The organism is Kutzneria chonburiensis, from assembly GCF_028622115.1.
Classification (GTDB): Bacteria; Actinomycetota; Actinomycetes; order Mycobacteriales; family Pseudonocardiaceae; genus Kutzneria; species Kutzneria chonburiensis.
Genome location: NZ_CP097263.1, coordinates 4,577,920 through 4,595,177 on the forward strand (window position 1 = coordinate 4,577,920; position 17,258 = coordinate 4,595,177).

The window sequence follows — 17,258 nt, forward strand, 5'->3', positions numbered from 1 at the left end:
CCTTGCCGTTCGGAACGGACCATTCCACAACTCGGAGTTGTGGAACGGTCCGTTCACAGCTTGCCCATCCGGCGGGATGTGACTGTGGGTCACATCTCGGACTGGTCGGCCAGCTGGGTGTGGATCTTGCCGATCTCGGTGATCATGCGTTCCCGCACCGGGTGCTCGAGGTCGAGAATCGAGTCGAAGGTCCAGTGCAGGTAGTAGGCCACGTACGCGACTTCCTCCCAGATCCGGTCAGCCGCGCACGTCAGGATCCCCCGGCGCATCACCGGCGATGTCGACCCCGAAGTCCTTGCCGCAGTGCGGGCAGCTGACGGCGACCTCGGTGTGGCCGTCCTGGTTGATGCGCCGGTACAGGTCCTGGAGGAAAGCCAGGTCCGAGGCGAACAGGTTCTCGATGACGAACGTGTCCACAGCGGACAGATCGCCGAGCTCGGTGACCGTGCGCTCCAGCAGAAGCACCGTGAGGTACGCGGGGTTCTGCTTGGAGCGCTGGTCGGCCTGCGTGGTGATCTCGTCGCGGGCCGTGGCCAGCCGCATGATCCCGTTGCGGTGCACCCGGCCGTTCTCGTCCACGTAGCCGCGGGGCAGCGTGAACGGGTACTCCGTGCGCAAGGTCTCCTGCACTGCGGTCATGGGGCCACTCGCTGGATGTGCTCGCAGACCAACGTCACCGTCTCCATCAGCACCTCGCTGGCGCCGGCCTTCAACGCGCCGATCTCCAGCTTGGCCGGCCACGCGTGCTCAAGGTGGTAGCGGGCCACCGGCTTGCCGTCGGTGGAGTACATCACCAGCGAGCAGCTCTTGCGGGCGGCCACGATGTCGCCGTTGAGCACGGCCTCGTGCCAGGCCCACAGCTCCATGCTGGAGTTCTTGCCCCGCTTGAGCACCAGGGTCGGCGGCTTGACCTTGCCGGGCAGCTTCTTGAGCACCACCGACTTGTCGGTGGACTCCATCAGCTCGACCGCCTCGACCTCGGTGGTGATGCCGAGCAGCTCCGCGAAGGAGGCGATCTCGTAGCCGTCGATGGTGATGGAGAAGCGGGCCGCGGTGAGCGCGTCGCTCGGTTGGTTGGGGCCGATTCCGCCAGGCATCTTCGTGTCTCCTCAGCGTGGGATTCCTTGGGGGACGGTCGGGTTTACTCTTCGAGCGAAGCGCCGTCGGAGAACTGGGAGATGCGGAACACCACGAACTCGGCCGGCTTGACCGGCGCGATGCCCAGCTCCACGGTGAGGATGCCGGCGTCGCGGTTCTCCGGCGGGTTGTTCTCCTCGTCGCACTTGACGAAGAACGCCTCGGCCGGCGTGCGGCCGAACAGCGCCCCGTCCCGCCACACCCGGCGCAGGAACATGGTGATGGTGCGCTTGACCGAGTCCCACAGCTTCGGGTCGTTGGGCTCGAACACGACCCAGTTGGTGCCCTGGAGAATGGACTTCTCCACGTAGTTGAACAGCCGCCGCACGTTGAGGTAGCGCCACTCCGGGTCGCTGGACAGCGTGCGCGCGCCCCACACCCGGATGCCCTGGCCCGGGAACGAGCGGATGCAGTTGACCGCGACCGGGTTGAGCGTGTCGTGCTCGCCCTTGGTGATGTTGAGCTCCAGCGTCACCGCACCGCGCACGACCTCGTTGGCCGGGGCCTTGTGCACGCCGCGGGTGCTGTCGTTGCGGGCCCAGATGCCGGCCATGTGCCCGCTCGGCGGCACGAAGACCTGCTTGCCGGCCACCGGGTCGGCGACCTTGACCCACGGCCAGTACATGGCCGCGTACTTGGAGTCGTAGCCGGTGAAGTCCATCCGCCATTCCTTGACGCGCTGGGCGTTCAGGCCGGGCGGGGTGTCCAGGATGGCCACGCGGTCGGACATCAGCTCGCAGTGCGCGATCATGGCCAGCTGCACGGCCTTGACGTCGTCCAGCGAGATCTTGCCGTGCTGGTAGGCGGCCATCAGGTCGGGCACGCACAGCATGGTCACGTTGTCGATGGCCTCGAGGCCGCCGAAACCGGTGCGGTCGGCCGAGTTGCCGACGTAGTCGCCGGCCGACACCACCTCGGCGCCGCCCGCGGGCAGCGCGACCTCGCCGACCTGCGGCGCGGCGACCACGCGGCCGCCCTTGGTGTCCTCGACGGTGATCAGCTGGGACTGGGTCCGCACCACGGTGACGACGTTGTTGGCGCCGCGCTTGGTGGTGACGTTGTCGAAGGTCTCGACCGGCTGGCCGCCGCGCTTGACGACGAGCTTGAACGTGTCGTCGGCCGGCTCACCGGCCGGCTGCACCTCGACGCTGATGCCGGGCTCGGCGTTCTTGGCCGACACGGTCAGCGCGGCCCGGCCGTCCACCGAGGACGGCAGCTCGGCCACCGGCGCGGCGGTCTCGCCGCCGGCGGCCCCGCCGACGCGGACCACGTACGCGGTGCCGCCGCCGTTGAGGAAGTAGCCGTACACGGCGTGCGCGAGGTAGTAGCCCTCGACGAAGTCGCCGAACGAGCGCTTGAACTGGGTCCAGCTGGTGACCAGGACCGGCTCGTCGACCGGCCCCTTCTCGGCGAATCCGACGAAGGCGGCGACCGCGGTCCCGACGGCCTCGATCGGCCGCGAGCCCGATGAGACTTCCTCCATGTACACGCCGGGCGCGAGGTAGCTGCTTGGCATCGGGCCCTCCCTGACAGACACTTGCGACCACGACATCGTGACCAATCAAGGGCACAAGAGCCCAGTCACGGCGGGGCGGGACGAAGGGCGGCCGGGTCTGCCCCTAAGGGCGAATCGGCCGGGTCCGAAAGGACGCCTGTCCGCCACTGCGATCGCCGGCGTCCGACACGGACACTCGATCCCGTGATCCCAGGAGTCGACCAGGCGCTGCGCGACCTGCTGCGGAAACGGCTGCCCGACGGTACCGCCGTCCTGCTCGCGGCGCAGACGGATTTGGGCGCAGACGACAAGCAGACCGCAGTCTCGCTGACCCTGTTCGGTCTGCGGGACGACGCGCAGGGCCGGTCGGCCGGCCGTGACGACGTGCGGGGCGCGGACGGCCGGCTGCTCGGCCGGCAGGCGCCGACCCGTCGCTACGAACTGTCCTATGTGGTGCAGGCGCACGCCGCCGACCCGGAGACCGAGCACGAGCTGCTCGGGCAGGCGCTGATCGCGCTGACCGACGAGGACACCGGCCTCGACGTGAAACTGGGCGCGTCGATGCCGTGCGAGCTGGGTTTCCCGCCGCGGGCGTCGTTCGTCGTGACGGTCAACGCGGCCTACACGCCGCCGCTGGACACCGAGCTGGCGCCGCCGGCCGACGGCGTGCACCTGGGTGTGGCCAACACCGTGCGGCCCATGGTCGCGCCGACGAGCGGTCAGAAGAAGCAGTGGCCGCGCCGGCGGATCGAGGAGACGTCATGAGTTTCGGGGCCAAGCAAGGCGACCAGGTCGTCGGCACGGACACGCACATCGTGATGATCCCGTCGCCCGGCGGCCCGGTGCCGACGCCGCTGCCGCACCCGTTCGCCGGCAAGATCACCGGCGGGTGCAGCACCAACGTGATGATCGGCGGCATGCCGGCGGCCACCGTGGGCAGCACGGCGACCAACGCGCCGCCGCACATCCCGCAGGGCGGCCCGTTCCAGGTGCCGCCGACCAACCAGGGCACCGTCACCCAGGGCAGCTCGTCGGTGCTGATCAACAACAAGCCGGCCGCCCGCATCGGGGATCCGGTGACCACCTGCAACGACCCAGCGCCGGCGCCGACCAGCTCCATCGTCGGCGCGGGCACCGTGATGATCGGCGGTTAGGCACATGACAGAACCGTGGGAACCGTTCAGCCACAGCGAGACCGTCGGCATGGTGTACCAGCACGACAACACCAGCTGCTGGGCCGCCGGCATCGCCATGCTGGCCGGCAGCGACCTGGACACCGTGCTCGGCGAGTACCGGGACGTGGCCATGACCTGGGAGCGGATCGAGCCGATCGCCCAGCAGTGGGGCGTGCACGAGGTCTACCCGGCCTGCGGCTGGCCGTCCTACTGGGTCACCGAGCTGTCCGACCACGGTCCACTGTGGATCGTGATCAAGCAGGGCGGCGGCCACGTCAGCCATGCCGTCGTGCTGTACGGCATCTATTCCGACGGGACGACCGCCGGCACCTGGATGTACTACAACGACCCGATCCACGGCCCGCAGCAGCTGGACTACACGACGTTCGAGAGCTCGTTCGAGCTGGGCGCCAACTCGCGCGCCAACATCTTCGCCACCCGCTAGGAGAAATCCGATGACCGACACCACACCCCAGGTCAGCCAGAGCGACTTCGAGCAGGCGCTGCAGGCCGACGAGTCCAACTTCGCCGTCTACAACGCGTCCGACCAGCTGGCCGGCACCGGCCCCGGCGAGGAGACGATCGGCGGCGACAGCCCCGTCGACACCATCGTCAACGTGGGCAAGACCGTGATCGACCTGCTGCACAACTCGGCCAGCATCAACGCGACCGAGTACGCCAACGCGGTGCCGGCCGGCGTCGACCCGATGACGCTGACCGGCTGGGCGTCGGAGCCGGGCAACATCTCCCGGCACTACAAGGCCTCCAGCGAGTGGTGGCGGGTGTGGCAGGCCGACTACGACTTCCAGGTCGGCATCTCCTACTACTACGGCGCCAGCCACAACGGCGTCGGGCGCTACCTCGACTACGTGGCCCCGTGGATCGCCGTCAACTACCTGCCGCCGGACTTCTCCGTCGACGTGCACGTGATCGTGCCGAACCACGCGATGAACCGCGGCGACGCCAACTCGGGGCCGATCGCGGCGCTGCCGATCCAGCTCAGCGTGACGCTGAACGGCTTCTTCTCGCACCTGGTCAGCTGGAGCCGGCACTACAACGCCGAGGTCGTGGGGACGGGCGCCGGGTACTGGCACTGAACCCGGACAGTGTTCGAGGGGGCGGCCGTCCGCGCCGCCCCCTCGAACACCGGCAGAACTACTTGTCAGATAAGGCCTTCACGCAGCGCGTAGGCCACGGCGTGCGGGCGGTTGCGCAGGTGGAAGCGGTTGGTGATGTCGTGCATGATCGCCTTCACGGTGCGCTGCGAGTAGCAGAGCTGCTCGGCGATCTCCTTGGTGGAGAAGCCTTCCGCCACCAGCCGCAGCACTTCGGTCTCCCGCGCGGAGGTGCCGCCCAGGTGCAGCCCCCGCGGTTCGAGCACGTTGCGCTGGAGCCGGGCGACCCGGTCCAGCAGCCGGCCGAGCAGGTCGGGCGGCAGCGCCCCCTCGCCGGTGTTCACGGCCTGAGCCAGGCGCACCAGCGCGTCGGCGCTGACCTCCGAGCGCCGGGCCACCGCGCAGACCCCGTTCTCCACCGCGGTGAGGATCTCGTTGTCGTCGATCTGCCCGGCGATCAGCGCCACCTTGGTGTGGCCGCCGCACTGCAGCGTGCGCAGCAGCTTCACGGCGTGGTCGTCGAGCCGGTCGGCGACCACGAAGACCACCGCCGATCTCGCCTCCGCGTGGTCCTCGTCGACCAGGCGGACCTCCGGCCTGGTGCGCAGCGTGACGGCAACCCCTCCCTGGAGGATCGGATCCGTGGCCCGCACCAACACCGGGACCCGGGTCAGCGTGGTTGCCGCCGTGTCAAGTTCCATCTCGCCTGTCTCCTTCGGCTGTGGAGTGCGGACGCTCACAGGAGTGAGCACCCGAAGCTGGGAGACCTGGGAGGATCGAGGAACAACAACTTTTTCCGGGAAAATTTCTGCGACTTCTCTGCGTCACGAGATGACGGTCCATCGTGCACTCACGGTAACGGTCTGGCCGCCGGTGGCGGTGAAGGTCAGCGTGGCCCCGCCGGAGCTGTCGAACGTGGTCAGCACCACGGAGACCGTCACCGACCCGTTCGCCGCCAGCGACCCACTGCCGGGCGAGACCGTGACATGCGGGTTGGAGCTGCTGACGCTCCAGCTGAGCGGTCCCCCCTTCGAGGTGATCGTGACGGCGGCCTTGCCCGGGTCGAGGTTGATCTCACGCGGCGTGACGTTGAGCGCGCCCCGGGGGACGCTGCTCGACGACGGCGGGGTGGTCGTGGTGGTCGTCGTGCTGGTGGTCGTAGTCGTCGTCCTGGTTGTTGTCGTCGTCGTGACGCCCCCGGTCGTCCGCGGCGGTGCGACGACGTTCGACGTGGTGGTCGAGGTGGTGGTCGTCGGCCCGTCCGTGGTGGTGACGGTGGTGGTCGTCTCCCCGGTCGTGGTGAAAGGTGGTGGCAGGGACGGCGTCGGCGTGAACTCCGACGGTGGCAGGGCCTCGCGCTGGTCGGCCTGGATCGGCGCCAGGAAGGTGTACGCGCCGAGCACGACGATGCCGGCGCTGACCGCGGCGATCGTCACCCACGGCGGCCGGCGCCACAGCTCGTTGCCGTTCGGGAAGCCGTTGCGCCGGAACTTCCCGGCCCGGTCGGCCAGGTCGCGCCGATAGGCGACCAGCTCGGGGTTCTCGATCTCGCCGCTGGTCCGGTCGAGCAGCTCGCCGGCCACCGCGAACAGCGGCAGCAGGGCCAGCAGCGCCTTGGCGTTGACCCGGCGGCGCTTGTTCTCGCCGCAGGTCTCGCAGTTCTCGATGTGCCGGGCGATCCGCTTGCGCAGCAACGGAGTCAGCACGCCGTCCCAGCCGTGCAGCAGGTCGTCGAGCACCGCGCAGGCCTCGCGGCCGGTGCGGGCGATGATCAGCGCGGCCAGCGACTTCTCGAACTGCTGGCGGGCCCGCGACAGCAGCGCGTTGGCGTGGTTGGCCGTGACGCCCAGCGCCAGGGCCAGGTCCGGGCCGTTCAGGCCGTGCGTGCCGGCGAGCTGGAGGATCTCCCGCTCGCTCGGGTTGAGGCCCTCGACGGTGTCGCGGACCAGCCGGCGCATCTCGTCCAGGCGCAGCCCGGTGTCCACGTCCTCGCCGGCCGCCGGCAGGTCGCCGGCCTCCTCCAGCGCGACCAGCCGGCGGTGGCTGCGCCGGCGCCGGTGGCACTCGTTGCGGGCGATCGCGTACAGCCAGGGGCGCAGCCGTTCCGGGTCGCGCAGCTGGGACACGCGTTCGGCCGCGACGATGAGGGTGTCGTGCAGGACGTCGGCGGCCGCCTCACGGTCCTGCAACTGGGAAACACAATAGGTGTAGAGGGGGTCGGCGTACCGCTGGTAGAGCTCGGCCCACCCCTGTCGGTCGCCTTCGACAATGGCGCCGACCAGCTGCGCGTCCTGCACAATGTAGAACCGTAGGGGCGAAACGCGGGATTGACGATCAGCCGGGCGGCCCCATCGAATGCGGCCGAATCGCCGTTAGGGAAATCCCTATACAACTGTCTAAGGGTCTCCTCAGAGCGACACGCCCGTTGCCAAAACGTTGTTCAACGTCTACGCGGTCACCAGACCGGTGCGCCAGGCCCATGCGGCAATCTCCACCCGATTTCGGGCACCGATCTTCTGCTGAACCGAGGCCAGATGTGTCTTGACCGTGGACAGCGACAGGAACAGGGCCGCGGCGATCTCGGTGTTGGTCAGGCCGCGGGCCACCTCGCGGACCACGTCCTGCTCCCGTTGGGTCAACAGGTCCAGCTCGACGCCGGGCCCGGTTTCCGCCGTTGGACGGGTGAAGTGCGCCAGCATCCGGAGGGTGATCTGCGGCGAGATCAGCGCGTTGCCGGCGGCCGCCGCGCGGACGGCCTCGACCAGCAGCGCCGGCCCGGCGTCCTTGAGCAGGAAACCGCAGGCCCCGTTCTCCAGGGCCGCGTAGACGTACTCGTCGAGGTCGAATGTTGTCACCACAACTACTTTCACCGGATCGGCGACACCGCGCCCGGCGAGCTGCCTGGTCACCTCGAGACCGTCGATCCCGGGCATGCGGATGTCGACCAGGCACACGTCCGGCCGCAGCTCGCGCGCCCTGGCCACGGCCGTGACACCGTCCGGCACGTCGGCCACCACCTCGATGTCCGGCTGGTTCTCCAGGATCATCCGGAACCCGACCCGGACCATCTCCTGGTCGTCGGCGATCAACACCCGGACCGTCACGCCTCGATCCCTCCCCATGGCAGCTCGGCCAGCACCTGCCAGCCGCCGCCCACCTCGCCCGCCGAGAACAGGCCGCCGAGCAGCTCCACCCGTTCTCTCATACCGACCAGACCGTAGCCACCCGACCCGCCGATCGGCACGACCCGGCCGCCCTTGCCGTCGTCCTTCACCCGCAGCCGCAGTGTCTCCGGCGTGCTGGTCAGCTCCACGGACACGTCGGTCGGGTCGTTGGCGTGCTTGTGCACGTTGGTCAGCGACTCCTGGACCAGCCGCAGCACCGTCCGCCCGACCTCCTGCGGCACCGAGTCGGGCAGCTGCATCAGCAGCCGGGCCGGGATGCCGGCCTGCTGGGCCCGGTCGACGGCGGCCCGCACGTCGGCGTGCAGATCGGTGGTGGCGGTGTAGAGCGGCTCGCTTTCCCGCAGCGTGCCGACCAGCCGGCGCATGGCGGCCAGCGCGTCGGTGCCGGAGTTGACGATGCCGGGGAGCAGCCGGTGCGCGGCCATCGGGTCGTTGTCCGAGACGACCATCGCCGCCTGGGCCTGCACGACCATGCCGGTCACGTGGTGGGCGACGACGTCGTGCAGCTCGCGGGCCAGTTCCACCCGCTCGGCCCGCTGCGCGTCGGTGATGGCGGCGGTCAGCTCGCGCCGCCGCATGCCGGCCCGGGCCCGGAAGTAGATCGCCACCATGACCGCGACGCCGACCACCGCAACGCACAGCGCGAAGTTGAGCCGCAGCTCCGAGGAGTACAGGTTGACGGCGTCCCGGTAGACCAGGGCGAACGTGGCCGAGATGCACAGCAGGGCCACCTCGAACGCGGCGGCGCCGGGCTCGCTGTCGTACACCACCCACATGATGATGATCAGGAACGCCACGGTCTCGGCCGGCGTGAGCGGGCTCAGGAACGTCGGCTCGGAGACGTGGTAGGCCCGGGCGTACACCGTGCCGCAGCCGGCCGCGATGGTGGCCAGCACCACCGCCGCCACTGGGCGCTTGACGCAGATCACCGCGGCCACGCAGGTCAGCAGGATGAACGGCTGCATGCCCACCGTGGTCAGCCGCGCGAAGCGGTAGTACAGCGGCAGGGTCTGGAACAGCCACAACGCGGCCAGGCCGAGCGCGATGAACAGGGGCGCGCGCAGCGCGGTCAGCATCCGGTCCACGAAGGACACAGTACGGCCGGTCGACCGGCTCCGACCTCGGCCGACCGGCTCGGCGCGGCATCGGTCATTCGGCCGATGGACGGCCGAGGTTGCGTGCCGCGCGGCCGAGGTGGCCGGCGGTCGATCTCCGGCACCGTCTCACCCCGACAGCTGAGGATCTTTCAGGAGGCGACGGTGACACCGGTGCTCGCGGGGCGGGGACTGACCAAACACTACGGCGGTGTGCACGCGCTGGACGGCGTGGACATCGGCATCGAGCCCGGCGAGGTGATCGCCGTGATCGGGCCGTCCGGCTCGGGCAAGACCAGCCTGCTGCACGTGCTGTCCGGGATCCTGCGGCCGGACGGCGGCGACGTGTTCCTGGACGGCCGATCGGTCGGCACGCTGTCCGAGACGGCCCGCAGCGAGCTGCGGCGGACCGCGTTCGGCTTCGTGTTCCAGTCCGGCATGCTGGTGGCCGAGCTGACTGCCGAGGAGAACGCCGCGCTGCCGCTGCTGCTGGCCGGTATGCCGCGTCAGCAGGCCGTGGCCAACGCCCGCGACTGGCTGCACAAGCTGGGGCTGGACGGGTTGGCCGGGCGGCGGCCGGGCGAGATGTCCGGCGGACAGGCGCAGCGGGTGGCCATCGCCCGGGCGTTGGCCCACCGGCCGCGGGTGATCTTCGCCGACGAGCCGACCGGTGCCCTGGACACCCGTACCGGCCAGGACATGATGTCCGCCCTGCTGGCCTCCGCCGAGGAGACCGGGGCCGCCGTGGTCGTCGTGACGCATGACGCCGCCATTGCCGCCCGGGCCAAGCGCCGGGTGGAGCTGAGCGATGGTCGCATTGCTCAGGAGGTGTACGTATGAGCGTCTTCCGTATCGCGTTTGCCGTGCTGCGCAACGACTCCCGTAGCCGGATCAGCACGGCGCTGGTGACGGTCGGCGTGGCCTTGGGCGTGTCCCTGGTGCTGTGGCTGGCTTCCGCGCCGCACGCGTTGCAGGAGCGGGCCGACCGGACTGCCTGGAGCAACGGCGACAACACGGTCAGCCAGACCGACAACCGGGCCCAGGTGGTGATGGCGACCAACCAGGACCAGTTCGACGGCAAGCTGATCCACCGGTACGACATCACCCGCGCGCACGTCGGCGGTTACGTCTCACTGCCGCCGGGAATCCGGGAATTCCCCGAGCCGGGCCAGGTTCTGCTGTCGCCGGCACTGGCCGCGCTGGTCAAGGCCAACCCGCCGGAGAAGCTCGGCGACCGGTTCCCCGGGCAGCTGGTCGACGAGATCGGCCCGCAGGCGCTGGAGTACCCGGACGAGCTGGTCGCGATCATCGGCCACGACGTGGGCACGGTCGACGGCTGGGCGCTGACCGGCCTCGGCGGCAAGGTCGGCTACGCCGCCGACAACGCCGACATGCTGTACCTGCTGACCCGCATCGGCATGGTGGTGCTGATCGTGCCATGCCTGGTGCTGGTGGCCTCGGCCGCGCGGCTGACCGCGACCCGCCGGGAGCGGCGGCTGGCGGCCCTGCGGTTGGCCGGCGCGTCCCCGACGCAGGTGATCGCCATGGCGGCGATCGAGACGGTGGTCGGGGCGGTGCTGGGCAGCGTGATCGCCGTACTGGCGGCCGAGCCGCTGAGCCATCTCACCGCGCAGATCCCGTGGGGCGGCGGGACTTGGCAGCCCGGCGACTTCACGTCCGGGCCGCTGTTCACCGCCTTCATCGCCGTGCTGGCGCCGGTGCTCGTGGTCGCCGCGGCGGTGCTGGGGCTGCGCCGCGTCGTCGCCAAGCCGCTGGGCGCGGCCACGGAGCAGACCCGGCGCAAGATCAGCCCGGCCCGGCTGCTCGGGCTGATCGTCGCCGGCGGCGTGTTCCTGCTGGGGACGACCATCGCGACCGGCCAGGTCGGTGGACGGGACCGGTTCACCGTGGTGCTGGTCGGGCTCGGGGCGGTCGGGATGGCGCTGGTGCTGGCCGGCCCGGTCGTGACGGCCTTGGTCGGACGGTATTTCGTGGCGCGGTGGCGTAAACCGTCCACGCTGCTGGCCGGGCGGCGGCTGCTGGGCGACCCGGTGGCGTCGTTCCGGGCCGCGGCCGGTGTCGTGGTGGCGGTGTTCGCCGGCTCGCTGGCCCTGACCATGCTGCCGGGGATCGAGGACCAGGTGCGGGTGTTCACCGGGCCGTGGAAGGACTCGGCCATCGTGGCCGACTCCGTCGGCCGGAACACCGACGTCATCGGGCAGCTGCGGGCCCGGCTGGCCGAGCACAAGCTGGACGCCGAGGTCGTCCCCCTGGTGGGTGGTTATCTGAAGTCCACTTCGGACGATTACCAGCCGAGCTACAAAGCCGTGATCGCGCCGTGCAAGGATGTCGCGAAAGTCCTGTCGGGACTGTCGGCAAGCGATTGCGTCGAAGGGCCGGCCGTGTACATGCCGCTGGGCTACCAGAGCTCCATGCACGACCTGGAGTTCGCGAAGGGCAATCGGAGTCCCAACGGTGACGTGCCGGCGCCCGTGCGGCTGCCCGAGGACACTCCGCTGCACGCCATCGCCGGCGACGCCCAGATCATGGTCATCGACCCGGCCGTGTTCCCCGACCTGGCCGCGCAGCCGACCGGTGCCGCCACCACGACGACACCGTCCAATCGGGACGCCGTGTACACCGCGGTGGTGCGGCTGCTGCCGGATGTGCCGGTGGCGGACAACATCCGGGACTCCAGCCACAGCGCCACGCTGATGGACGACCTGCGCCGGGCCACGGCCATCGGACTGGCACTGATGGCGTTGCTCAGCGGGGCCAGCGCGGCGGTGGCCGCGGCCGGCTCGGTGATCGACCGGCGACGGACGTTCGGCGCGTTGATCGCCGCCGGCACGCCCGTACGGGTGTTGGGGCGGGCGCTGCGGCGCGAGGTCGTGCTGCCGGTGCTGGTGGCCACACTGGGCGCCAGTCTGGCCGGAATGTTGGTCGGCCTCGGGTTGCTTTCTGTGACGCACAGCATCTCCGGGCGCGGTGAGGCTTTGCTCAACTTCTGGATTCTCGCGCCGGCCGCCGCCGGATTCGTCGTCGCGTTGGCCGCGGCGATGGCGTGTGGACCTGTGCTTCGCACATTCAGCGCCAGAGACTACTCGTACGAGTGACCGGCGTCACACCCAATCGTCGCAACATGACCCCGTGCTCGCGCATCAAGTGGACGTGGGGATCGCTCGGGGGAAGGAAACCGAATGCTGCTCAGGATCGACCCGGTCCAACGCTGGCTGGCGGCCAACGCGCGCACGATCTTCGCCGTCGGCCTCGGGGCCGCCCTGCTGATGGGCGCGCTGTGGCCGGGTGGCGGCCTGATCGACATGCAGGTCTACCAGGCCGGCGCCCAGACCTGGCTGCACGGCGGCCCGCTGTACTCGCACCCGGTCCTCGGCCCGATGGAGTTCACGTATCCGCCCATCGCGGCCGTGCTGTTCCTGCCGCTGGCCGTGCTGCCGCTGCCGGTCCTCGGCGTGTTGTGGGTGGCCGGCAACCTCGGCCTGCTGTGGCTGATCATCCGGCGCTGCCAGGAGCGCGTCGGCCTGCCGCCGGAGCTGGCCCTGGTGTTCGCGGTGGCGGCCCTGTGGCTGGAGCCGGTGCGCACCACCCTGCTGCTCGGGCAGATCAACCTTGTGCTGCTTGCCCTTGTGGTGTTCGACCTGTGCCGCAACAAGCGTTCCAAGTGGGCCGGAGTCGGCGTCGGCCTGGCCGCCGCGGTGAAGCTCACGCCGCTGCTTTTCGTGGTGTACCTGGTGTTCGCGCGCCGCTTCCGTGAGGCGGCGGTGGCCATGGCGACGTTCGTGGCGACTGTCGTGATTGGACTGCTGATCGTGCCGGAAGCCGCGCATTACTGGCTGGGCGGCGTGTTCGGCGACTCCACGCGGGTCGGCCCGGTGCTGAACTGGTCCAACCAGTCGCTGCACGGCATGCTGGCCCGGGTGCTCGGCGAGCCGCAGTCCAAGCTGCCCTGGCTGGCGGTCGCCGGCGTGGTCGCGCTGGCCGGCACGTTCCTGGCCGGACTGGCCGACCGGCGCGGCGACCGGGTGCTGGCCATCGGCCTGGCCGGCCTGACCGCGTGCGCGGTGTCGCCGTTCTCGTGGGAGCACCACTGGGTGTGGTTCCTCCCCGTGATCATCGGGTTGGCCGGCAAGCGGATCGGCTGGTGGGCGCCCGGCCTGGTGTTCCTGGCCGCCTTGGCCATGCCGACCGAGCTGGTGCCGGTCGACTTCATCCACGGCATGCCAACGGGCTTCATCTCCTGGGACCGGCTGTCCGGCCCGATCGAGTTCTTCGTGCGCAACATGTATCCGACAGTGCTGGTGGCGCTGCTCATCGGCATCGGGATGCGCTATGGTCGACAGCGGCTCGCAGGGAGCCGCCGGTCCGCGGAAAGGGTTCAACCCGCCTGAGCGGTTCCCTGGTTGTGTGCCGGTACCTCCTTTCAGCCTGGCTACGCGGACAGCAGGCGCGTGAAAGGAGGTCGCCGTGCCTTCGCTGCCGGACGACCCCAGTTTCGACCACCTCCGCCGTCAGGCGCGGGCGCTGCACCGCGCCGTTGTCGCCGGGGACGCTGACGCCCTGGCCCGCGTGCGGCGGTCCTACGGGACTTTCTCGCGATTCCCGCTGGCCACGGCCCAGCTGGTGGTGGCCCGTGAGTACGGGTTCGCCAGCTGGGCCCGGCTCAAGGAGCACGTGGCGGTCATCGACCGCTACCGCTGGCCGCGACGTAACGGCATGCCCGTTACGTCATCACCGTCGGACGAGTTCTGCCGGCTGGCCTGCCTGAACTACACCAACGACGACCCGGCATCCCGGGCCCGGGCGGTCCTGCCGGACGAGCCGCACATCTGGGCCGCCGCAGCGGCCGGCAACACCGCGCGCGTCGCCTCACTGTTGGCCGCCGACCCTTCGCTGGCGCGGCGTGAGGGCGGGCCGCACCTGTGGGAACCGTTGGCCTACCTGGCCTACTCCCGGGTCAGCCCCGGCGTGCCGCTGCTGACCGCGCGGCTCTTGCTGGACTACGGGGCGGATCCCAACACCGGGTACCTGTGGGGCGGGCTGCCGTCTCCGTTCACGCTGCTGACCGGGGTCTTCGGCGAGGGCGAGCAGGGTGCCGACCGGCAGCCCCGGCACCCACAGTCGTTGGCGCTGGCCGAGATGCTGTTGCGGGCCGGGGCCGATCCCAATGACAGCCAGACGTTGTACAACCGCCAGTTCAACGCCGACGACTCCCATTTGACGCTGTTGTTCCGCTACGGGCTCGGGCGGGGCGACGGCGGTCCCTGGCGGGCGCGGCTGTCGTTGCCGTCGCCGCCGGAACTGATGGCCACGCAGCTGCGGTGGGCCGTGACGCATGATCAGCGGGATCGGGTGCGGCTCATGGTGTCCGAGGGCGTCGAGTTCCGTACCGGTTTCGTGGAACTGGCCCTGGTCAACGGAAACACCTCGGTGGCCGAGTTTCTGCGATCGGCCGGAGCTGTGGAACCGGTGCTGGATCCGGTGTCCTCGTTCGTGGCCGCCGTCCTCAGCGGCGGCTCGTTCGATCCCGCCGTCGTGTCTTCGGCACTGGCCGCCCGGCCCGGCCTGGTGGTGTGGGCCGCCGCCAACGACCGGCTCGAAGCCGTGCGATTGTTGGTGTCACTGGGTTTCGACGTCAACACCCTCGGCCGCGGCGATGTGCCGCTGGAGCAGCCGTGGCAGACCGCGCTGCACACGGCCGCCGGCCGCGGCAACCTGGCCATGGCCGAGCTGTTGCTATCCCTGGGCGCGGACCCGTCGATCCGTGACGCGCGGTTCGACGCCACTCCCCTCGGCTGGGCCGAGCACGAGGGACATGCCGAGCTCATCGCACTGCTGACTCCGTAGTCGCCCGGTCGGCGAGGCCCTGCACGAACTGTTCGGTGATTCGTTGCAGGGCCCGCCGGTACAGCCAGCCCATGCCCGGCACCTTGGCCCGGAACGTGGTGTGCCAGTGGATGTCCGTGCCGTCGCCGGCCGGCGTGAGGTCGATGTCGGCGCGGTAGTCGCGCAGGGCAAGGCCGGCCAGCAGGGCGTAGCTGAAGCGGCGCTCCGGCACGATCTCGACGATCTCCTCGCGCATCAGGTAGCGCCCGGTGCGGAAGTTCCGGATCGCGCCGACGCTCTCGCCGCCGTCCGGTCCAGGTCGTTCCAATGTGAAGCTTTCCACCGTGCCCCACTCGGGCCAGGTCGAGCCGTCCCGCAGCAGGGCATGCACGGTCGCCGGGCTCGCCGCGGCGTGCGCTCTCGCCTCGATCCGCTTGGTCATGTACCAAACGGTACACGTACCATCTGGTACATGAAAGACCCCAAGCGCGACCTGCTCCTACGGGCCGTCGACTACCTCTCCGCGCACGGCGTCATCGCGCGCAGCCTGCGGCAGCTGGCCGCCGAGCTGGGCACCAGCCACCGGATGCTGATCTACCACTTCGGCTCCATGGAAGGCCTGCTGGTCGAGGTGGTGCGCGAGGTCGAGGCCCGGCAGCGGGCCGTGCTGGCCGATCTCGACCCCAGCGGCTCCCCCGCCGAGCTGGCCAAGGCCTTCTGGCGGCGGTTCACCGACCCGGCGCTGTATCCCAACGAGCGGCTGTTCTTCGAGCTGTACGGGCAGGCCTTGCAGGGGCGTCCCGGCACCGAGGCGCTGCTGCCCGAGGTCGTCACCGCGTGGCTCGCGCCGCTCACCGAATTGGCGAAGAGTCACGGTCTTTCCGCGCAGGATGCGCTCGTGAGTGCGAGGCTGGGACTGGCCGTCACCCGCGGACTGCTGCTCGACCTGCTCGCCACCGGCGATCTGGCGGCCGTCAACGCCGCCATGGACCGTTTCGTGGACGCCTACGTGGCCGGGCTGCCGTGACGATGTCTCGGTTTACCCACGCCGTATGGGTATGTTCACCCATTTTGTGAACAACCTCTGGCGCGGTCCTCCGTGGTCACGCCAAGCTCCCGAGCATGGGGAGCATTTCGGTCGTTCTCGCCGACGTCAACGACGTGGTGCGCAGCGGTCTTCGGGTGCTGCTCGCGCACGACCCCGAGATCCGGATCGTCGCCGAGGCCTGCGACGCCGGGCAGGCCGTGCGCGAGGTGCAGCGGCACCAGCCCGACCTCGTCGTCATGGACCTCCTCGCCGTTCGCGACGTCATCCAGGCCCGGGCCGGCGTCCGGGTGCTGGTCTTCACCCACGCCGACGACGATGAAAGCGTTTACCAGGCCATCCGCGCCGGGGCCCGCGGCTACCTGCTCAAGTCCGCCCAGCAGGCCGAGATCACCCGCGCCGTCCGCGGCGTGGCCGCCGGCGAGGCCATCTTCGGCGACGGCGTCGCCCACCGCGTCGCCGACCTGCTCACCGCGCCGGCCCAGCGCACCGAGGACGTCTTCCCCGAGCTCACCCGGCGGGAGCGCCAGGTGCTCGACCTCATCGCCGACGGTCGTTCCAACTCCACCATCGCCCGCCAGCTCCACCTGGCCCCCAAGACCGTCAGCAACCACATCTCGGCGATCTTCACCAAGCTCCGCGCCGCCGACCGCGCCGAGGCCATCGCCCGGGCCCGCGACGCCGGCATCGGCGCCCGCCCCCGTCACCTCACCTCAGTCACCGCCTGACCCCCGCGAGTCCCGCTCTCCGTCACACCGAAACACGTTCCCAGGCACACGCGTCGTGCCACGTGCGCTTCCTATGTGGCACCAGCGGTCAAGTGGGAAGCGCATGTGGCAGGGGCCAGCAGCTCGTCGGCGTCACGGGCGGTGGTGCGGAAGTGCCGGTGGCGTGGCGCGGTGGAAACCGCTTACCAGTCGGATCCGTAGGTCGTCATCAAGGCGACATGGCCGGCGGCCAACGAACCAAGCTCCACCACGCCGACGCCGGTGGTGACGCGGGCAGCGCCGAACCACACGGCGGAATCCCGCACCACAGCAGTGATCCGCGGCGTGCAGATGGGCGGATCGGGCTCGTGGCGAAGACCGTCCAGCGCAACGGAAGGCGGCTGACCGGCGGACAAGCGGTCGAAGACGGTGGCAACCTGCTCGCCGTTGCGGGGCTGCGG

The 17,258-nt window shown here is 70.1% G+C and carries 20 protein-coding genes; 10 read left to right on the plus strand and 10 right to left on the minus strand.

The genetic code is table 11. From position 1 onward, the window contains the following. Nucleotides 1-89: 89 nt before the first annotated feature. From M3Q35_RS20390 to M3Q35_RS20405, 4 genes are read right to left on the minus strand one after another with little or no spacing between them, the layout of a single operon-like run. Nucleotides 90-269 (minus strand): DUF6760 family protein, encoded by a 180-nt coding sequence (locus tag M3Q35_RS20390; RefSeq protein ID WP_273944763.1) that lies wholly within the window; start codon nucleotides 267-269, stop codon nucleotides 90-92. Continuing rightward, nucleotides 238-639 (minus strand): phage tail assembly protein, encoded by a 402-nt coding sequence (locus tag M3Q35_RS20395; RefSeq protein ID WP_273943515.1) that lies wholly within the window; start codon nucleotides 637-639, stop codon nucleotides 238-240. Before M3Q35_RS20395 ends, M3Q35_RS20390 begins: the two co-directional genes overlap by 32 nt. Further along, a complete protein-coding gene (locus M3Q35_RS20400; protein ID WP_273943517.1) occupies nucleotides 636-1,097 on the minus strand; it encodes a phage tail protein in 462 nt (153 codons plus the stop codon). Before M3Q35_RS20400 ends, M3Q35_RS20395 begins: the two co-directional genes overlap by 4 nt. A gap of 44 nt (nucleotides 1,098-1,141) precedes the next feature. Beyond that, complete coding sequence (locus M3Q35_RS20405; RefSeq protein ID WP_273943518.1) at nucleotides 1,142-2,653, minus strand: phage tail sheath family protein; 1,512 nt, start codon at nucleotides 2,651-2,653, stop codon at nucleotides 1,142-1,144. A 183-nt stretch (nucleotides 2,654-2,836) separates the two neighbouring features. On the opposite strand from M3Q35_RS20405, the gene M3Q35_RS20410 reads away from it, so the two are divergent. The 4 genes from M3Q35_RS20410 to M3Q35_RS20425 are packed head-to-tail and all read left to right on the plus strand — an operon-like array spanning nucleotide 2,837 to nucleotide 4,904. After that, nucleotides 2,837-3,397: a Pvc16 family protein gene (locus M3Q35_RS20410; RefSeq protein ID WP_273943519.1), complete on the plus strand. Its 561-nt coding sequence runs from the start codon at nucleotides 2,837-2,839 to the stop codon at nucleotides 3,395-3,397. Beyond that, complete coding sequence (locus M3Q35_RS20415; protein ID WP_273943520.1) at nucleotides 3,394-3,786, plus strand: PAAR domain-containing protein; 393 nt, start codon at nucleotides 3,394-3,396, stop codon at nucleotides 3,784-3,786. Before M3Q35_RS20410 ends, M3Q35_RS20415 begins: the two co-directional genes overlap by 4 nt. 4 nt (nucleotides 3,787-3,790) lie before the next feature. Next, nucleotides 3,791-4,252, plus strand: a complete 462-nt coding sequence (locus M3Q35_RS20420) for a papain-like cysteine protease family protein (protein WP_273943521.1) — start codon at nucleotides 3,791-3,793, stop codon at nucleotides 4,250-4,252. 10 nt (nucleotides 4,253-4,262) lie between these two features. Next, the gene (locus M3Q35_RS20425) at nucleotides 4,263-4,904 is read left to right on the plus strand and encodes a hypothetical protein (protein WP_273943522.1); all 642 of its coding nucleotides are present in this window, start codon (nucleotides 4,263-4,265) and stop codon (nucleotides 4,902-4,904) included. 65 nt (nucleotides 4,905-4,969) lie between these two features. Here M3Q35_RS20425 and M3Q35_RS20430 read toward each other — a convergent pair whose 3' ends face one another. The 4 genes from M3Q35_RS20430 to M3Q35_RS20445 form a co-directional block, all read right to left on the minus strand. Next, nucleotides 4,970-5,623, minus strand: a complete 654-nt coding sequence (locus tag M3Q35_RS20430) for a helix-turn-helix transcriptional regulator (RefSeq protein WP_273943523.1) — start codon at nucleotides 5,621-5,623, stop codon at nucleotides 4,970-4,972. Nucleotides 5,624-5,746: 123 nt separating this feature from the next. After that, nucleotides 5,747-7,219 (minus strand): sigma-70 family RNA polymerase sigma factor, encoded by a 1,473-nt coding sequence (locus tag M3Q35_RS20435; protein ID WP_273943524.1) that lies wholly within the window; start codon nucleotides 7,217-7,219, stop codon nucleotides 5,747-5,749. 150 nt (nucleotides 7,220-7,369) lie between these two features. Continuing rightward, on the minus strand, nucleotides 7,370-8,026 hold the full coding sequence (locus M3Q35_RS20440) for a response regulator transcription factor (RefSeq protein ID WP_273943525.1): 657 nt from the start codon (nucleotides 8,024-8,026) through the stop codon (nucleotides 7,370-7,372). Further along, on the minus strand, nucleotides 8,023-9,183 hold the full coding sequence (locus M3Q35_RS20445; RefSeq protein ID WP_273944407.1) for a sensor histidine kinase: 1,161 nt from the start codon (nucleotides 9,181-9,183) through the stop codon (nucleotides 8,023-8,025). The genes M3Q35_RS20440 and M3Q35_RS20445 overlap by 4 nt, the downstream gene beginning before the upstream one ends. 192 nt (nucleotides 9,184-9,375) lie before the next feature. Between M3Q35_RS20445 and M3Q35_RS20450 the strand changes: the two genes are divergently transcribed. The 4 genes from M3Q35_RS20450 to M3Q35_RS20465 all read left to right on the plus strand — a co-directional run bounded on the left by M3Q35_RS20450 (nucleotide 9,376) and on the right by M3Q35_RS20465 (nucleotide 15,066). Beyond that, nucleotides 9,376-10,041, plus strand: a complete 666-nt coding sequence (locus M3Q35_RS20450) for an ABC transporter ATP-binding protein (RefSeq protein WP_273944408.1) — start codon at nucleotides 9,376-9,378, stop codon at nucleotides 10,039-10,041. Further along, complete coding sequence (locus tag M3Q35_RS20455; RefSeq protein WP_273943527.1) at nucleotides 10,038-12,317, plus strand: FtsX-like permease family protein; 2,280 nt, start codon at nucleotides 10,038-10,040, stop codon at nucleotides 12,315-12,317. The genes M3Q35_RS20450 and M3Q35_RS20455 overlap by 4 nt, the downstream gene beginning before the upstream one ends. Nucleotides 12,318-12,401: 84 nt before the next feature. Continuing rightward, the gene (locus M3Q35_RS20460; protein ID WP_273943529.1) at nucleotides 12,402-13,610 is read left to right on the plus strand and encodes a glycosyltransferase 87 family protein; all 1,209 of its coding nucleotides are present in this window, start codon (nucleotides 12,402-12,404) and stop codon (nucleotides 13,608-13,610) included. A 76-nt stretch (nucleotides 13,611-13,686) separates the two neighbouring features. After that, a complete protein-coding gene (locus M3Q35_RS20465) occupies nucleotides 13,687-15,066 on the plus strand; it encodes an ankyrin repeat domain-containing protein (RefSeq protein ID WP_273943530.1) in 1,380 nt (459 codons plus the stop codon). Here M3Q35_RS20465 and M3Q35_RS20470 read toward each other — a convergent pair. After that, nucleotides 15,044-15,487 carry an SRPBCC family protein gene (locus tag M3Q35_RS20470; RefSeq protein ID WP_273943531.1) on the minus strand — a complete coding sequence of 148 codons (444 nt, stop codon included), beginning with the start codon at nucleotides 15,485-15,487 and terminating at the stop codon, nucleotides 15,044-15,046. The genes M3Q35_RS20465 and M3Q35_RS20470 overlap by 23 nt on opposite strands. 30 nt (nucleotides 15,488-15,517) lie before the next feature. Between M3Q35_RS20470 and M3Q35_RS20475 the strand changes: the two genes are divergently transcribed. Both M3Q35_RS20475 and M3Q35_RS20480 read left to right on the plus strand, forming a co-directional pair. Further along, complete coding sequence (locus tag M3Q35_RS20475) at nucleotides 15,518-16,072, plus strand: TetR/AcrR family transcriptional regulator (protein WP_273943532.1); 555 nt, start codon at nucleotides 15,518-15,520, stop codon at nucleotides 16,070-16,072. A 95-nt stretch (nucleotides 16,073-16,167) separates the two neighbouring features. Further along, nucleotides 16,168-16,818, plus strand: a complete 651-nt coding sequence (locus tag M3Q35_RS20480) for a LuxR C-terminal-related transcriptional regulator (RefSeq protein WP_273943533.1) — start codon at nucleotides 16,168-16,170, stop codon at nucleotides 16,816-16,818. Nucleotides 16,819-17,000: 182 nt separating this feature from the next. Here M3Q35_RS20480 and M3Q35_RS20485 read toward each other — a convergent pair whose 3' ends face one another. Beyond that, the gene (locus M3Q35_RS20485; RefSeq protein ID WP_476408945.1) at nucleotides 17,001-17,213 is read right to left on the minus strand and encodes a hypothetical protein; all 213 of its coding nucleotides are present in this window, start codon (nucleotides 17,211-17,213) and stop codon (nucleotides 17,001-17,003) included. Nucleotides 17,214-17,258: the final 45 nt, after the last annotated feature.

What these genes read in the sequence shown, in the direction of transcription:
- M3Q35_RS20390 (WP_273944763.1), bottom strand. Translation starts at nt 269, where the DNA reads ATGCGCCGGGGGATCCTGACGTGCGCGGCTGACCGGATCTGGGAGGAA.
- M3Q35_RS20395 (WP_273943515.1), bottom strand. Translation starts at nt 639, where the DNA reads ATGACCGCAGTGCAGGAGACCTTGCGCACGGAGTACCCGTTCACGCTG.
- M3Q35_RS20400 (WP_273943517.1), bottom strand. Translation starts at nt 1,097, where the DNA reads ATGCCTGGCGGAATCGGCCCCAACCAACCGAGCGACGCGCTCACCGCG.
- M3Q35_RS20405 (WP_273943518.1), bottom strand. Translation starts at nt 2,653, where the DNA reads ATGCCAAGCAGCTACCTCGCGCCCGGCGTGTACATGGAGGAAGTCTCA.
- M3Q35_RS20415 (WP_273943520.1), top strand. Translation starts at nt 3,394, where the DNA reads ATGAGTTTCGGGGCCAAGCAAGGCGACCAGGTCGTCGGCACGGACACG.
- M3Q35_RS20420 (WP_273943521.1), top strand. Translation starts at nt 3,791, where the DNA reads ATGACAGAACCGTGGGAACCGTTCAGCCACAGCGAGACCGTCGGCATG.
- M3Q35_RS20425 (WP_273943522.1), top strand. Translation starts at nt 4,263, where the DNA reads ATGACCGACACCACACCCCAGGTCAGCCAGAGCGACTTCGAGCAGGCG.
- M3Q35_RS20430 (WP_273943523.1), bottom strand. Translation starts at nt 5,623, where the DNA reads ATGGAACTTGACACGGCGGCAACCACGCTGACCCGGGTCCCGGTGTTG.
- M3Q35_RS20445 (WP_273944407.1), bottom strand. Translation starts at nt 9,183, where the DNA reads ATGCTGACCGCGCTGCGCGCGCCCCTGTTCATCGCGCTCGGCCTGGCC.
- M3Q35_RS20455 (WP_273943527.1), top strand. Translation starts at nt 10,038, where the DNA reads ATGAGCGTCTTCCGTATCGCGTTTGCCGTGCTGCGCAACGACTCCCGT.
- M3Q35_RS20460 (WP_273943529.1), top strand. Translation starts at nt 12,402, where the DNA reads ATGCTGCTCAGGATCGACCCGGTCCAACGCTGGCTGGCGGCCAACGCG.
- M3Q35_RS20470 (WP_273943531.1), bottom strand. Translation starts at nt 15,487, where the DNA reads ATGACCAAGCGGATCGAGGCGAGAGCGCACGCCGCGGCGAGCCCGGCG.
- M3Q35_RS20475 (WP_273943532.1), top strand. Translation starts at nt 15,518, where the DNA reads ATGAAAGACCCCAAGCGCGACCTGCTCCTACGGGCCGTCGACTACCTC.
- M3Q35_RS20480 (WP_273943533.1), top strand. Translation starts at nt 16,168, where the DNA reads ATGGGGAGCATTTCGGTCGTTCTCGCCGACGTCAACGACGTGGTGCGC.